Below are 14114 nucleotides of genomic sequence, written 5' to 3' on the forward strand. Positions count from 1 at the left end.
GCAGCGTGGTGGTGAGCGCGCCGTCGGCCAGCGTCACCTCGTGGGGGACGGGGCGGACGCGGTCGGGGTCGTCGGCGGTGTTGACGGCGTCGAGGTCGTCGGGGGCGATGATCTGAGCTTGCGTAACGCGGCTCGCGCCCAGGGCCCCCAGCGCGGCGGTGACGTCCACCGAATCGGTCAGTGAGCGGTTCAGGGCCAGCAGCGAGCCGGTGGAGGTCTCCTCTTCCCAGGTGACCACCGCGTCGACGGTGTCGACCTCACCGAAGCGCTCGGTGCCGGTGACTGGGCTGGCGACGACGGCGTCATAGGCCTGGCCGCGGGCGATCCGGGAGGCGATGGCGAAGGGGTGGAAGGTGGTCTGCCGCCAGGCGCGTCCGCCCTTCTCGGTCATGATCGGGGCGATCACGTTGACCAGCTGCGCCATCGAAGCGGCCTTGACGCGGTCAGCGTGACGCAGCAGGGAGATGAGCAGGCCGCCCACCACCAGGGCGTCGGCACCGGTGTAGACGTCCTCGATGCGGGGAGCGGCCTCCGGCCAGTCGTCGGGGGCGAAGCCGTGCTCGACGGAGTTCCAGGCTCTCAGGCGCCAGACGTTCCACTCGTCCACACTGACCATGATCTTCTTGCTCGAGCGGTGCTTGGCGCCGACGGCGTCGGCGGTGGCGATCACCCCGTCGATGAAGCGATCCAGGTCCACGCCGGCGGCGAGGAAGCTGGCCCGGTCCTGGGCATCGGGATCGACGTAGCGGTGCAGGCTGATGTAGTCGACCTCGTCGTAGGCCAGGTCGAGGATGGTGCGCTCCCAGTCGCCGAAGGTGGGCATCTCCCAGCCGGAGGAGCCGCAGGCCACCAGCTCCAGGTCCTGATCCACCATGTGCATGGCGCGGGCCGTGGACAGGGCCAAGTATGCGTAGTCCGCCGCATTCTTGTGGCCCACCTGCCAGGGGCCGTCCATCTCGTTGCCCAGGCACCACATGCGCACGTTGTAAGGGTCCTCGTGCCCGTTGGCGCGGCGCAGGTTGGCGTACTGAGTGTCCGCCCGGCCGTTGACGTAGTCCAGGAGGTTTACGGCGTCGGTCTCCCCGCGGGTGCCGAGGTTGATGGCCATCATCGGCTCGATGCCGGCCTGGTCGCACCAGGTCATGAACTGGTCGGTACCGAAGGTGTTGGGCTCGGTGGTGTGCCAGGCCAGCTCCAGCCGCCGGGGCCGGTCCTGGATGGGGCCGACACCGTCCTCCCAGCGGTAATTGGACACGAAGTTGCCGCCGGGGTAGCGCACGGTGGTGACACCGAGTTCGCGCACCAGCTCCATGACGTCCTGGCGCAGGCCGTTGGCGTCGGCGGTCGGGTGGTCGGGCTCGAAGATGCCGGTGTAGACGCAGCGCCCCATGTGCTCCACGAAGGAGCCGTACATGCGGGGCGAGATACGGCCGATAGGGCGGTCGGCGTCGACCGAGATGCGTGCTGCCAAGGGAATCTCTCCTTTGAGTCGGTTGGGCCGCGCCTCCGGCGGGCGGTGCCGGAGTGCTTGCGTTGCCACCATCGTGTCCCGATACTTCAACGTTGTCAACCTCCGCTACTGCGCCTCTAAGAACGAGATCCCACCCACGTTCCACCGCCATAACCGCATTTTTCAGAACCGCCAACGAAACAAAGGCGAACGGCAGCACTTGACATCGTTGAATGTGCGCTACCGCATAGTTGGAGGCGGTATCTGTATGCTGCCGCGCATGGCCGCCACACTGCTCGACGTCGCCGCCCTCGCAGGCGTCTCGCCGAAGACTGTCTCGCGGGTGGTCAACGGCGAGCCGGGGGTATCCCCCACCACGCGCGAGCGCGTGCTCGCGGCTGTAGCACGTACCAGCTACTGCCCGAACGCCTCCGCCCGTTCGCTGCGCACCGGACACTCCAACACGATCGGCCTTGCGGTGCCGGAACTGAACCAGCCCTTCTTCGCCGAGATCGCCGACCGCATTGCCGCCGAGGCCCGCCGCCACGACCTGGCCGTGGTGCTGGGAGTCACCGGCGAGCGCGGTCAGTGGGAGGCGAGATTTCTGGCCGACCACCCCGATCTCGACGGCACCATCATGTACTGGCAGGGAATGGCGCCGGAGGAGGTCACCGAGGCCGCTTCCCGGTATCGGCTGGTGCTGCTCGGGGAAAGGCGCCACGACGTCGTCGATCGCGTCGCCATGGACAATGACTGCGGTATCGGCCTGGTTGTCTCGCATCTGCGGGCCCTGGGGCGTAAGCACATAGCCGCCCTCGGCGTGGCCTCCGAGGGCGAGTGGACGCATGCGGCCGCACTGACCCGCACCGCGGCCCTACGCGCGGCGCTGTCACAGCACGGGCTCGAGCTGGATGAACGCCTGCTGGTCGCCTCCTCCGAGTGGCGCCCCATCGACGGCGCCAACGCGGTGCGCGTGCTGCTGGACCGCGGCATCGGCTTCGATGCGGTGATCGCCTTCAACGACGCACTCGCGCTCGGCGCACTGCACGAACTCGCGGCGTCCGGGATACGCATACCGCAGGACGTGGCCGTGACCGGTATCGACAATCTTGAGCTGTCGCGCTACACCTCCCCGTCGCTGACAACCGTCTCCCCCTCTCTGGGCGCCTACGCCGCCGACGCCGTCTCACTGCTGCGGCGGCGCATTGCCGCACCGGACGCCCCCGCGCGCACCGTCATTGAGGACGTAGTGCTTTTGGCACGTGATTCCACCGTCGGGGGTGAGGCACCGTGGCCGCGCGCGTGACCATGAGCGACGTCGCCCGCCGCGCGGGCGTGTCCGCTAAGACCGTCTCCAATGTGCTGCGAGGGGCGCCGGGGGCCTCGCCCGAAACGCGCCAACGCGTACTTGAGGCGGTCACGGCGCTGGGCTACCGGCTCAATCCGAGTGCCTCGGCGCTGCGCAGCGGGCGCCGCGGGCGCATCACCTTGGCCATACCCACCCTGCAGCAGCCGTTGTACGCCGCGCTGGCGCAGGGGCTGATGCGGGCAGCCGCTCACACGTCGGTGGTCCTGGAGCTCACCCAGGGTGAGGCGGACCGGGAGCAGGAGATTCTGGCTGGGTCGTGGGCGAAGCGGTCCGACGCCGCCGTACTCGTGCCGCGGGGCGTGGACCCGGCGTCACTAGCGTGCGGGGAAGTGGCTCAGACGAAGTCGCCCCTGGTACTCATCGCCGATTCCGGCCCGCCGGACTTGCCGCGCGTATCCTGCCCGCCTGAGGCACAGGTGAAGCTGGTTGCGGCGCACCTGCGCGCATTGGGGCGGCTCCGCCCGGCGGTGGTCGGCGTAGCCGAGGCCGCCGACCACTGGACCGGCGCCTGCGTGCAGGGCCTGCGGGAGTCAGGGCTGCGCGTCGACGACGACGCCGTAATCCGGGTGGGTGTCCCCGACGGAATGCTCGGCGGGGTCGAGGCGGTAGCGCGGCTGGCTCACGCCGCTCTCCCCGTGAATGCCATGGTCTGTCACAACGACGCCCTTGCGGCGGGCGCCGTCAGCGCGCTGAGGCGGCGAGGTGTGCAGGTGCCGGCGGAGGTGGTTGTGGTCGGCCGGGGGAACACCGACGCCGCCGCCTTCGCCACTCCGACGCTCACCAGCGTGGACCTGGACCTGCCGGCCATGGCCGAGGGTGCGCTGACGCTGCTCGGTATCGGGCCTGCGGGGGGCCGCCGTGAGGAATCGCTCCCACCCCACCTTACGCAGGCGCGGCTGGTGACCACCACCCCGGCGCTGTCGGCGCGTGGTTCCACGGTCGACGGCGCCGGGGCGGGCCCGGAGCGGCTGGGTTAGCCCCCAGGCCGCGAATCGATCAGCTCAGCCCTGAGTCAGGCGGTAGTAGACCTGGTTGCCCCGCAGCTCCTGCACGAAGCCACGTGTGGTGGTGGCGGAGTCGATGAGGGCCAGCTCCATCCGGGCGATCTCGGCCAGGTCCTGCCACATCTCCAGGGTGGTGGCCGTGGTCATGACCGTGTGGTGGGCGGCGCCGGCCTGCATCCAGCACTCGGTGGAAGTGTAGAAGTCGGGGGCCGGCTCCCATACGGCGCGGGCCACGGGCAGCTTGGGCAGCGGCTCGTCGGGGCCGACGATCTTGACAACATTGGCGGTCAGGCGGAAGCGCTCGCGCATGTCTGACATGGCGACCACTAGGCCGGCGCCGGTGTCGGCGTCGAAGACCAGGCGCACAGGGTCCTCACGGTTCCCGATACCGAGCGGGTGGATCTCCAGGCGCGGCTTGGACTCGGTGAGCGAGGGGCAGACCTCGAGCATGTGGGCGCCGAGGATCTTCTCCTTACCGGGCGTCATCTCGTAGCAGTAGTCCTCCATCAGGGAGGCGCCGCCGCTCAGGCCGTAGCCCATGACCTTGGCGGCACGCACGAGCAGGGCGGTCTTCCAGTCGCCCTCGGCGCCGAAGCCGTAGCCGTCTGCCATGAGCCGCTGGACGGCCAGGCCCGGCAGCTGCCGCAGCCCGCCGAGGTCCTCGAAGTTGGTGGTGAAGGCGGTGGCACCGCGCTCCTGGAGGAAGCGGCGCATACCGGCCTCGATGCGCGCGCCGTAGCGCAGGGACTCGTGGCGCTCGCCGCCGGGGCGCAGCTCCTCGACGACGTCGTAGGCGCCCAGGTACTCCTCGATGAGGGAGTCGACCTCCGCCTCGGTGACGGCGTCGACGACCTCGACCAGGTCGTTGACGCCCCAGGTGTTCACGCTGGCGCCTAGGCGCAGCTCGGCCTCGGTCTTGTCCCCCTCCGTGACGGCGACGTTACGCATATTGTCGCCGAAGCGGACCAGGCGGGTGTGGTGCAGGGCGTCCCAGCCGGCGGCGGCGCGCGCCCAGGTGCCGATCTTGACCTGGGTGTCCGCCTGGGTGGCGTGGCCGACGACGACCTTGCGGGGCTGGCTCAGGCGGGTCAGGATGTAGCCGAACTCGCGGTCACCGTGGGCGGCCTGGTTGAGGTTCATGTAGTCCATGTCGATGGTGGACCAGGGCAGGGACTGGGAGTACTGGGTGTGCAGCTGGACCAGGGGCTTGGACAGCGCATCGATGCCGCCGATCCACATCTTGGCCGGGGAGAAGGTGTGCATCCAGGCGATCACGCCGATGCAGGCGTCGTCGGCATTGGCGGCGAGCATGGCGGTGCGGATGGCATCGCGGTCCTTCAGGACCGGCTTCCAGACGATACGCACCGGGATGGCGTCGGCGGCGTCGAGCCACGCGGCGACCTGCCGGGACTGGTCGGCGACCTGCGCGAGGGTCTCCTCGCCGTACAGGTCCTGGCTCCCGGTGAGGAACCAGATCTCCTTGCCGTCGAATGGGCTGGGCAGAGCAGTCATGAGTTATTCTCCTTTGAATTATGAATTTTGGATGTTGAATTCAGCTGATTGCTGGGGACCGGACTTGGTCAGTGCTGGCCGTAGACGTTCTGGTAGCGGTCGTTGAGCCGGTCGATCAGCTCCGGCTCAATCGGCACCATCTCACCCCCCTGACGCGCAATATGCACCGTACGCGCCACCTCCTCGCACATCGCCGCAGCCTTCACCGCGGCCCGCGCATCCCGCCCGATCGTGAACGGACCATGATTCGCCATCAACACCGCCGGAGACCGCGACCCCGCGAGAGTCTCCACAATCCCCCGACCAATCGAGTCATCCCCAATCAGAGCAAACGGACCCACCGGAATCTCACCCCCAAACTCATCCGCCATCATCGTCAGCACACACGGCACCGGCTCCCGCCGCGCCGCCCAAGCCGTCGCATACGTCGAATGCGTATGCACCACCCCGCCCACACCATCCATATGCCGGTAGACATACGCATGCGCCGCCGTATCCGACGACGGCACCAACCCCTCCGGCGTACCATCCACAATCTTGTCCCCATCCAGGGTGCACACCACCATGTTGTCCGCACACAGCTCCTCATACGCCACCCCAGACGGCTTAATCACGAACAAGTCCGTCCGCTCCACAGTCCCGTCCGGCCGGGTCACCACCACCCGCTCAGACACGTTCCCAGCCGTCCACACCACCAGCCCCCACCGAATCAGCTCCCCATGCAAACGCGCCACCCGCTCACGCGCATCAGCCACCGCCCCACGCACACCATCATCCAAATCAGCCAGCACAATCCGCTCGGTCATATCAGCCACGTTCTTCCCCCAGTTCGGTTTCTCGTGTGTCTTGTGGGCGGCAGTCAGGCTCGGCACCGTTGCCGCGAGGTGTCTTCCCGCCCCACGCGCACCACGGCGGTCAGTGGGGCACGTCGGCGAAGGGACCGGCCGCGGCGGTGGCCGCAGCACGGCACCACCAATAGTGAACGTTCACATCGATGCTGTCAAGGTGCTCTTCCGGCCGCCGTGGCATCCGGCCGCCGTGGCATCCGGCGGCGCATGGCATCCGGCGGCGCATGGCACCCGGCGGCGCATGGCAGCCGGCAGCAGCTGCCGCTCACGCCACCGCCCGCCACCGGCTAAATGTCGATCTGGTCGTGCACCGCCACATTAATCAGTTCGATGCGCCCATCGGGCAGTCGCCAGAAGTGCAGCCTCCGCGCCGACGGGGTGTTCACCTGCACGGCCACGCGGAAGGCCACGGCCCCGTCTGCCCGCGTACGCGCCTGCCCACTGTGGGTGTTCAGGCGCAACCGGTGCAGCTGACGCGAAGGTATGTCCTTGACCCGACCAGTGAGCACCTCGACCACAACCCTCAGCACGCGCTCGTGATCCACGCCCTCAAGCGCATCCACGGAGCCGATGAAACCGGGACCCACGATGTAGTCGGCCGGGAGGGGCCACTGCGCCTTGTCCTGCGGAGGAGTCAGCTGCGCCCAGGCCAAGTAGATCTCATGGCGGAGCTGGTCCTCCGGCTCCAGGAACAGCGGCTCGGCGCGCGCGGAATCCTCCCTGCGCCCGGTCTCATCCCGCGCCGCGTCGCGCTCAGACCTGCGCTGGGCGAGTCTGCGCGAGGCGCTGCGGTGCTGCGCCATGGAGTGCTGAAGCCGCTCCGTGAGCTGCGCCACCTCGCGCGTGGCCTCACGGTAGAGCTGGCTGGTCAGGGACAGCTCCATACGCAAGTGGTCGGTCTGCTCACGCTCCTGATCCAGTCGTTCGGCGAGCCGCGCCAGGCGCTCGCGCGCATCGGCCAGGCTGCGCTCCAGCTCGATGATCCGGCGTCCGCGGGCGTCACCCTCCGCCACCCCGCCCACGCCGAGGGGAGAGGGCACTACGGTTACACTGCGGTCGGCCCGGTCCTCAGCGGCGACGTCGCTGCGCGAAGCCGCCGCGGGTGACTCAGCAGCTCCGGGCCGCGGCTCAGGCGCGGGCATACCGTCCGCGCCCCCAGACACCAGGTCGGCCCCCTCCCAGGCCGCCTCTCCCGCCTCCTCCAGCCACGGGGGACCCCCGGGAAGCAGACTGGGGGCCGGGCGTACCGGCTCGTCGTCGTCGACGTCATCCATGGACAGTGAGAGCCCGCCGGCGGTGGAGTCCACGCGGGCGCGTACCACCGCACCGATCCAGAACAGGTCATCCAGACTGTCGAACGGATTCGCAGTCACGCTCATCTTGGGAATCCGCACGGTCACCTGCGGGTAGGGCTCCACCACCAGCTCATCAGGAGTCATGGCCGCAACCCGGACCAGGATCACCTCGCCCGCCTCCAGCCCGTCCAGCGCCTGTCCCGCTGAGCGCAGGCTCGCCGAGACATCGAGGTATCCGGTAGTCGCATCATGCCTGCCCTCCACCTGCTGGCCGGCGGCAACCAACTGGCCCACGGTCACGTTCAGGGCGGGCACCGACTCCTCCGGGGAGATCATGGCCAGCGGCGAGTTCTCCTGCGCGCCCTCGACTAGTGCGCGGGACGGCGGCACGAGCATCCTCACCGTGCCCTTGAAGCTCTGCGTCGCCTGCGGCCGTTGCCCACGCGGCAGTATCCGGGCCAGCTCCCCGATCAGGCCGTCGGTCGCCCGCCGCCCGGACTCCGGATCCGTGGCCAGGAACAGCCGCGACCGGCTCCAGTCCGTGGCCCAGGCGAGGTCCGGGGAGTACATGCGGCCCGCCCCGCCGTAAACCTGCGTGTACTCCGGCATCGCGTCGGCAAAGGCATACGACGTGCGCCCGGTCTCCAGCAAGTAGACGGGCACGAGGCCACGCCCGTAGTGAGCCAGTGCGTCGGCATCGATCCAGGGGGCCTCGCTGCCCAGCGGCGTGGACACCACCACGACGGGCGCCTCCCGGCCGGCACCCAGCAGGAGCTGGGCGAGCTCGCGGGCCTCGTCCGGAGTCGCCACCCGCACCGGCTCCGGCGGACGCGGCTGCTCCGGTTCTACTGCCGTCACGGGGTGTCCGGCATTGGAGCGCTTGTCCTTCCGTCGCCGTCTGACCACAACTACCTCCTGGGGTGGGTCCGTTAAACCGAAACCTTCAGGGCCGAGCACAGGCCAGTCTTCCACGCCTAGCTGCTCGCAACGCCCTCACAGCCCCCGCCCTGCGGCGAGTCCCCGGAGCGCTCCCCCAAATCCGTTGCGGCGCGTGGGCGTGTCTGGTCCCGCAAGACGACTATATTTCGAAATGGGGAACACTCCGGCTTGGGCGGTTCCTGCCGAAGCCGGGGCTACTCCTGTACGTTGCCGATTCGACCACTCCCTGGAGGTCAGCATGGCACGACTCGAGGACTCCGCGGCGCCGCTCAAGGACGCCATGGGCAACGCCCTGCTCGAGCTCATGCAAGAAAAACCGCTGAAGAAGATCAGCGCCAGCGATATTGCCACCCGCGCCGGACTGGGGCGGGTCACCTATTTCCGCCACTTCTCCTCCAAGGAGGAGGTACTGGCCTACAAGTACCAGACGGCCTGGACAGACTTCGCCGCCCACCACTGGTATGACGAGACGGATGACCGCGCCAACGCGATAGCCCTGTTCCGGTTCTGCTTGCGGATGCGGCAGGTCAACGAGCTCCTTTACGCCGCGGGGCAGCACAACGTTCTACTGGCAACGGTGCTTGACGCGCTCGGCAGCGATGCACCGAGCCGCAAGGCCGAACCGGGAGGCGGCGAGGTGCCCAGCGCCGACTCCCGCGCACTAAACGCGCATCACTTCAAGGCTTACGGCCTGTTCGGCCTCATTGACACGTGGATACGCGGCGGCTACCACCAGTCGCCGGAGGACATGGCCGCCGAGTACGTCAGCTACCTCAGTCCTGAGATCGAGTCCCTGGGGGCACGCGGAGGTGGGCGCAGGACGGGTGGCCGGGCGGCGCGGATGCGCCGTCTCCAGCGTATCCGCGAGGAGGCGGCCCGGCAGGATCCGCGGCGGTACATCATCGACGACACTCCTTGACGGGCGACTGCCCCCACCACCATGGCTCCGCGACAGGCGACAGCCCCCACCACCGCGGCTCCGCGACAGGCGACAGCCCCCACCACCATGGCTCCGCGACAGGCGACAGCCCCCACCACCATGGCTCCGCGACAGGCGACGGCCCCCCACCACCGCGGCTCCTTGACAGAATGAATCCATTCAATATCTAATGGACCGACCGGTCGGAACCCCGTGAAGGTACCGTGCGCGTTCAGCGTCCGGGCATCAATGCAAAGGAGCCACATGTCCACCACCGCCGACCCCCGCCTGGAGGAGCCCACGCGGCCGGGCACCTCCGCCAAGTATCTGGGCGGGCGTCCGTACTACCAGTACTTGATCTCATTCGTCATTGCGGGCGTCTTCCTGTACGCCTGCTACTCGGCGCTAGCGGCGATCCTGCTGCCCAACACCGTGCAGACGATCGAGTTTCGGCAGTACTTCTCCGGCACCACCGTCACCAGCCTGGACCAGCTCACCGAGCTGACAAACCTGGCCAATGACGTCAGCGCCGGAACCGCGACTCCCACCGCCGAGCAGGCGCATCTGCTGGACCTGCTGAAGCAGTACGAGGCCGCACGCGCGTCCTCCATTTCCAACATGATGATCGTCGGCTCGTTCTTCACGCTGTTCGCCCAGCCGATCGTCGGCGTCCTCTCCGACCGCTGGCGCTCCCGCTGGGGCCGGCGCGCCTTCTGGATCGTGGCCGGCGCCGTCGCCGGGGCCGCCTTCATGATCGGCCTGCGCTACTCCACTACGGTACTCATGCTCACCGTCTTCTGGACCACCGCACAGGTCTCCCTGAACTTCATGCAGGGGCCACTGTCGACGACAGTAGCGGACCGGATTCCCGCCGAAAAGACCGGCACGGTCTCCGGCCTGTCCGGAATCGGCATGATGGCAGGCTTCACCGGCGGGTCCGTGGTGGCCGGGGTGCTCATGAACTCCATTGGTCTGGACGCCTACTTCGTGTTCGCAGTCGCCGTGGTAGTGGGCGCCCTCATCTTCGTGACCTTCGCCAAGGACCGCCCCTCCAAGGACCTGGAGCTGCGCCAGTTCGACTGGCTCGCCTTCCTCAAGGGCTTCTTCGTCCCACTGTTTGACCATGACTTCCGCTGGGTGTGGATCGCCCGTTTCATGATGTTCTTCGGCTACACGGCCGTGACCAACTACAACCTGTACATCATCCAGTCGCACCTGCGCCCCGCCCACACCGCAGCCGAGGCCAACACCATCGTGGCCACCTTGTCGCTCGCCGCCCTGCCGGTGCAGCTGCTCATGCTGGCCTTCGCCGGCAAGCTGTCCGACAAGGCCAAGCGGCGCAAGCCCTTCGTCATCGGCGCCTCGTTGGTCATCGCCCTGGACATGCTGGTTCCCCTACTGGTCCCAACGCTGCCCATGTACTACTTCTTCTACATCCTGCTGGCCGGGGCCTACGGCATGTACATGGCGGTGGACGTGGCCCTGTTCATCGACGTCCTGCCCGACCCCGACACCGCAGGCAGGGACCTGGGCGTGGCCAACGTGGCCTCCAACATCGGCCAGATGCTGGCGCCCTTCGTCGCCGGCCAGCTGGTCGCGCGCACCGGCGGCTACTCGGCCATCTTCATCACGGCGGTTATCGCCGTCGGCGTCAGTGCCGTGGCCATCATCCCGGTCCGGAAGGTCAAGTAGCACCACCGAGCCCCAGCGGCGGCATCGGTACCGGCTGGTCCGATGCCGCCGCTGTCCTCATCCAACGCTCACAACCTCACTCAAAGGAGCGAGACATGACCACCGCCGTCCGATCCTGGGAGTACGGCTCCTCCCCCTGGCTCACCGACGCCGATCAGCTCCCCGGCGCCGCCCCACGCACCCGCGTCATCATCGACAACGACTTCGCCGGCGACCCCGACGACCTCTTCGCCCTGGCCCACCACCTGCTGGCTGAGGGCACCGAGGTGCGCGGCGTCGTCGTCTCCCGGCTGCGCGAGGACGATCCCTGGAACCGCACCGACTCCTCCGTGCGCGCGGGCCGCGAGCGCGTTGAGACACTGCTGGCGACCATGGGGGTGACCGGCGTCGACCTGTACGACGGCGACGACCGCGGCTTCGACGTCTACGACGGCCCCACCGCCGCATCCCAATTCATCGTCGCCGAGGCCATGCACGACGATGACCGCCCACTGTTCCTCGTGGCCGGCGGCTCTCTGGGAGACGTCGCACGCGCGCTCAAGGCTGAACCGGCCATCGCTGCGCGCCTGACCCTCATCTGGATCGGCGGCGGGGAGCATCCCGGACTGGCATACGTGCCCGAGGGCGGCACGGACATGGAGTACAACCTGGCGCTCGACCCCGCGAGCGCACGCTACGTCTTCAATGACACCGAGGCCCGCATCTGGCAGGTCCCGCGCGATGTCTATCGGTCGGCCACCGTCTCCATGGCGACTATCCGGCGCGGCTGCGCCCGCGCTGGCGCGCTTGGCGCCTACCTGCTGGGTGAGCTGAACCAGGTGCGTGCAATGGTCGCGGGCTGGGCGCACCCCGGGGCGACCTATGTGCTCGGCGATCAGCCGCTGGTGCTGCTGTCCTCACTGCAAACCACCTTCGAGCCCGACGCAGCGTCCTCCTACTACGACGTTATCCCCACGCCCCGTATCGCACAGGATGGCACTTACCGCTACCCGCAGAACACCCGGCCGATGCGCCGCTACCAGCGCATCGACAACCGGCTCCTGTTCGACGACATGTTCGACTCCCTGGCCGCTCTGGCCGGCTGGCTGGAAAGCTGACAACGCATAGAAGTTGGCCAGTCCGCCTGCGGTGCGCACCGGGCAGCATCGTCAACCCCTACGGGTCGAACCGCTCGGGCGCTGCAAGTACCTCCTTAGTGGTTCTCTCGGTTTGGGGGTGTGTGGCCTGCGTGCGCCGCACGGGTGCGCGCCGCACGCTCAGTCCCGGCATGCTTCCACAGAAACGGCGTAATCACGCGGAAAGCACACCACCCGAATAACAGCCCAACCAGCTCCAGCGTGCGGCAACCCCAGCGGCGCACGCTGGAGCCAACCAATCCCCACCAGCCAAAAACCAAAAACACCGAAATTCCAGGCAAAACCCGCCAACCGGCCAGAGCGCCAAACCAACTGAGCGTGCGCCACACCCAAGACCACCCGGGTCGGCTCTCCGTATTTGCGAGCCCGCAGTCCGGGCCAGGACTGCGGTGTGGCGCATGGTGATCTATTCGAGCCGATAAAGGACGTCTTCGCCGCGCCGAGGTCGTTGTGGGGCTGGGGATGGAACGCCAATACGGCACCCGCTCAGGACATCCGGTCGCCAGGGCCGTCCGCAGGCCGTCGTACCGCACGCCTGAGCCGCGCGACCGTAGTGGGGCGGGAGTGCCCCGACAGCAGTTCCGTACCATCGGGGAGCGCGAGCAGCCTGGTGTCCAGGCTCGCACGGAGCTTGCCTGCATCCCCCGTCGGGAAGACGGTCAGCCCGGGGCCTCCCTCGTAGACCGTGTCACCAACCATCGCGAAGCCGACCTGTTCGCAGTAGAAGGCACAGGAGTCATCGGTGTGCCCGGGAACGTGCAGGACCTCAAGTTCGACGTTCGAGCCCTCCCCCAGGGTCAGGCGGTCGCCGTGCTGGAACTTCTCCACGCCGCGCACCCGCAGCGGCGCGCCGTGGCTGGCGGAGAGGTTCAGGTACGGGTCGGTCAGGTAGCGCTCGGACTCCGCATGCGCCAGCACGGGGATCCCCCAGGCGGCGCGCAGCTCCTCCACGGCCCCAATGTGGTCGAAGTGGCCGTGCGTGAGCACGATGGCCTCTACGGTCCAATCGTGCCCGCGCACGGCTCGCAGGAACAGGTCCGCCTGGGCGCCGGGGTCGATGAGGAAGGCATGTCCAGTCTCCTCGTCGACGACGAAGTAGCCGTAGGTGGCGTACACCCCGCGGGCCAGAAGCGGGCGAACCTGAACTCCCATTAGATCGCGCACCCGTCCGGACCGCAGGCCCCGCCCTCGGCGGCGCCCTCCGCTAGCGCCGCGTCGCGCGCGTTTGTGAGCACGCGGGCCATCTCCTGCGTGGGCTGGCAGCCGGAAATCACGTACTTGCCGTCCACCACGAAGAACGGCACGGCGTTCACGCCCATGGAGTGCGCCTCGCGCTCATCGGCACGCACGGCGTCGGCGTACTCGTCGCTTGACAGCACGCGCTCGACGTCGGCCTCCGGCAGGCCCGCCTGCGCGGCTAGGCGCCGCAGTACGGCGTGGTCCGACATGACCTCGTTGTCCACGAAGTAGGCGTGGAAGCAGAGTTCCTCGAAGCGGGTATTGCCCAGCGCGTGAGCCAACTTGGTCAGCCGGTGCGCATCGAGCATGTTGGTGTTGAGCGTGGTGGCGTAGTTGAAGTCGATGCCTTCGGCCCGCCCCATGGCACTGATGGAGTCGATGCGCTGGCGCGCGGCCGCCCGGGTCAGGCGGTACTTCCTGGCGAAGCGGTCGAGTGTGGGGCCCTGCACCTCGCGGGGCGCGTCCGGGTACAGCTCGAAGGCCTTCATCTCCACCTCGACGTCGTCGGCCAGGCCGAGCGACTCGATCGCCTTGTGCAGGCGGGTCTCGCCGACGTAGCAGTAAGGGCAGGCGAAGTCCGACCAGTAGGTCACCTTCATGTGTTCCTCCTCGGGGTTGTGGGCACCGGCGCGCTGTGTGCGGCCCGCGCATCTGTAACCACTCTCGCCCACCTCCTCCGAGTTCGCTAGTACTATCTTTTTCTGTAGTACT

11 protein-coding genes are annotated in these 14114 nt (G+C 68.1%); 5 read left to right on the plus strand and 6 right to left on the minus strand.

Features of this window, described 5'->3' with window-relative positions; translation table 11 throughout:
* Nucleotides 1–1471: alpha-N-arabinofuranosidase (locus GZ997_RS12250; RefSeq protein WP_238994458.1), on the minus strand; the 1471-nt coding region annotated here is incomplete at its 3' end.
* Nucleotides 1472–1730: 259 nt separating this feature from the next.
* Here GZ997_RS12250 and GZ997_RS12255 point away from each other — a divergent pair.
* Both GZ997_RS12255 and GZ997_RS12260 read left to right on the plus strand, forming a co-directional pair.
* Nucleotides 1731–2756 carry a LacI family DNA-binding transcriptional regulator gene (locus GZ997_RS12255; protein WP_162680088.1) on the plus strand — a complete coding sequence of 342 codons (1026 nt, stop codon included), beginning with the start codon at nucleotides 1731–1733 and terminating at the stop codon, nucleotides 2754–2756.
* Nucleotides 2741–3796: a LacI family DNA-binding transcriptional regulator gene (locus GZ997_RS12260; protein ID WP_162680089.1), complete on the plus strand. Its 1056-nt coding sequence runs from the start codon at nucleotides 2741–2743 to the stop codon at nucleotides 3794–3796. The genes GZ997_RS12255 and GZ997_RS12260 overlap by 16 nt, the downstream gene beginning before the upstream one ends.
* 24 nt (nucleotides 3797–3820) lie before the next feature.
* Here the strand turns inward: GZ997_RS12260 and araA are convergent, their stop codons facing one another.
* The 3 genes from araA to GZ997_RS12275 all read right to left on the minus strand — a co-directional run bounded on the left by araA (nucleotide 3821) and on the right by GZ997_RS12275 (nucleotide 8336).
* Nucleotides 3821–5335 carry an L-arabinose isomerase gene (gene araA / locus GZ997_RS12265; protein ID WP_238994459.1) on the minus strand — a complete coding sequence of 505 codons (1515 nt, stop codon included), beginning with the start codon at nucleotides 5333–5335 and terminating at the stop codon, nucleotides 3821–3823.
* A 68-nt stretch (nucleotides 5336–5403) separates the two neighbouring features.
* Nucleotides 5404–6141 (minus strand): L-ribulose-5-phosphate 4-epimerase, encoded by a 738-nt coding sequence (locus tag GZ997_RS12270; protein WP_162680090.1) that lies wholly within the window; start codon nucleotides 6139–6141, stop codon nucleotides 5404–5406.
* A gap of 329 nt (nucleotides 6142–6470) precedes the next feature.
* Nucleotides 6471–8336, minus strand: a complete 1866-nt coding sequence (locus GZ997_RS12275; protein WP_162680091.1) for a hypothetical protein — start codon at nucleotides 8334–8336, stop codon at nucleotides 6471–6473.
* 319 nt (nucleotides 8337–8655) lie between these two features.
* On the opposite strand from GZ997_RS12275, the gene GZ997_RS12280 reads away from it, so the two are divergent.
* The 3 genes from GZ997_RS12280 (at nucleotide 8656) to GZ997_RS12290 (ending at nucleotide 12125) form a co-directional block, all read left to right on the plus strand.
* Nucleotides 8656–9336, plus strand: coding sequence for a TetR/AcrR family transcriptional regulator (locus GZ997_RS12280; protein ID WP_161924809.1), 681 nt, complete (start codon nucleotides 8656–8658; stop codon nucleotides 9334–9336).
* A 264-nt stretch (nucleotides 9337–9600) separates the two neighbouring features.
* The gene (locus GZ997_RS12285) at nucleotides 9601–11028 is read left to right on the plus strand and encodes an MFS transporter (RefSeq protein WP_161924810.1); all 1428 of its coding nucleotides are present in this window, start codon (nucleotides 9601–9603) and stop codon (nucleotides 11026–11028) included.
* Nucleotides 11029–11123: 95 nt separating this feature from the next.
* Nucleotides 11124–12125, plus strand: coding sequence for a nucleoside hydrolase (locus GZ997_RS12290; protein WP_162680092.1), 1002 nt, complete (start codon nucleotides 11124–11126; stop codon nucleotides 12123–12125).
* A gap of 525 nt (nucleotides 12126–12650) precedes the next feature.
* Here the strand turns inward: GZ997_RS12290 and GZ997_RS12295 are convergent.
* Together GZ997_RS12295 and GZ997_RS12300 are read right to left on the minus strand one after the other, a co-directional pair.
* The gene (locus GZ997_RS12295) at nucleotides 12651–13316 is read right to left on the minus strand and encodes an MBL fold metallo-hydrolase (protein ID WP_162680093.1); all 666 of its coding nucleotides are present in this window, start codon (nucleotides 13314–13316) and stop codon (nucleotides 12651–12653) included.
* Nucleotides 13316–14002 carry a DsbA family oxidoreductase gene (locus GZ997_RS12300; RefSeq protein ID WP_161924813.1) on the minus strand — a complete coding sequence of 229 codons (687 nt, stop codon included), beginning with the start codon at nucleotides 14000–14002 and terminating at the stop codon, nucleotides 13316–13318. Before GZ997_RS12300 ends, GZ997_RS12295 begins: the two co-directional genes overlap by 1 nt.
* Between the last annotated feature and the right edge of the window lie 112 nt (nucleotides 14003–14114).

This window comes from Actinomyces sp. 565, from assembly GCF_010365615.1.
GTDB lineage: Bacteria > Actinomycetota > Actinomycetes > Actinomycetales > Actinomycetaceae > Actinomyces.

Bases quoted from the DNA above. Each gene is read 5' to 3' on its own strand.
- GZ997_RS12255 (WP_162680088.1), top strand. From the start codon at position 1,731: ATGGCCGCCACACTGCTCGACGTCGCCGCCCTCGCAGGCGTCTCGCCG.
- GZ997_RS12285 (WP_161924810.1), top strand. From the start codon at position 9,601: ATGTCCACCACCGCCGACCCCCGCCTGGAGGAGCCCACGCGGCCGGGC.
- GZ997_RS12270 (WP_162680090.1), bottom strand. From the start codon at position 6,141: ATGACCGAGCGGATTGTGCTGGCTGATTTGGATGATGGTGTGCGTGGG.
- GZ997_RS12290 (WP_162680092.1), top strand. From the start codon at position 11,124: ATGACCACCGCCGTCCGATCCTGGGAGTACGGCTCCTCCCCCTGGCTC.
- GZ997_RS12300 (WP_161924813.1), bottom strand. From the start codon at position 14,002: ATGAAGGTGACCTACTGGTCGGACTTCGCCTGCCCTTACTGCTACGTC.
- GZ997_RS12280 (WP_161924809.1), top strand. From the start codon at position 8,656: ATGGCACGACTCGAGGACTCCGCGGCGCCGCTCAAGGACGCCATGGGC.
- GZ997_RS12295 (WP_162680093.1), bottom strand. From the start codon at position 13,316: ATGGGAGTTCAGGTTCGCCCGCTTCTGGCCCGCGGGGTGTACGCCACC.
- araA (WP_238994459.1), bottom strand. From the start codon at position 5,335: ATGACTGCTCTGCCCAGCCCATTCGACGGCAAGGAGATCTGGTTCCTC.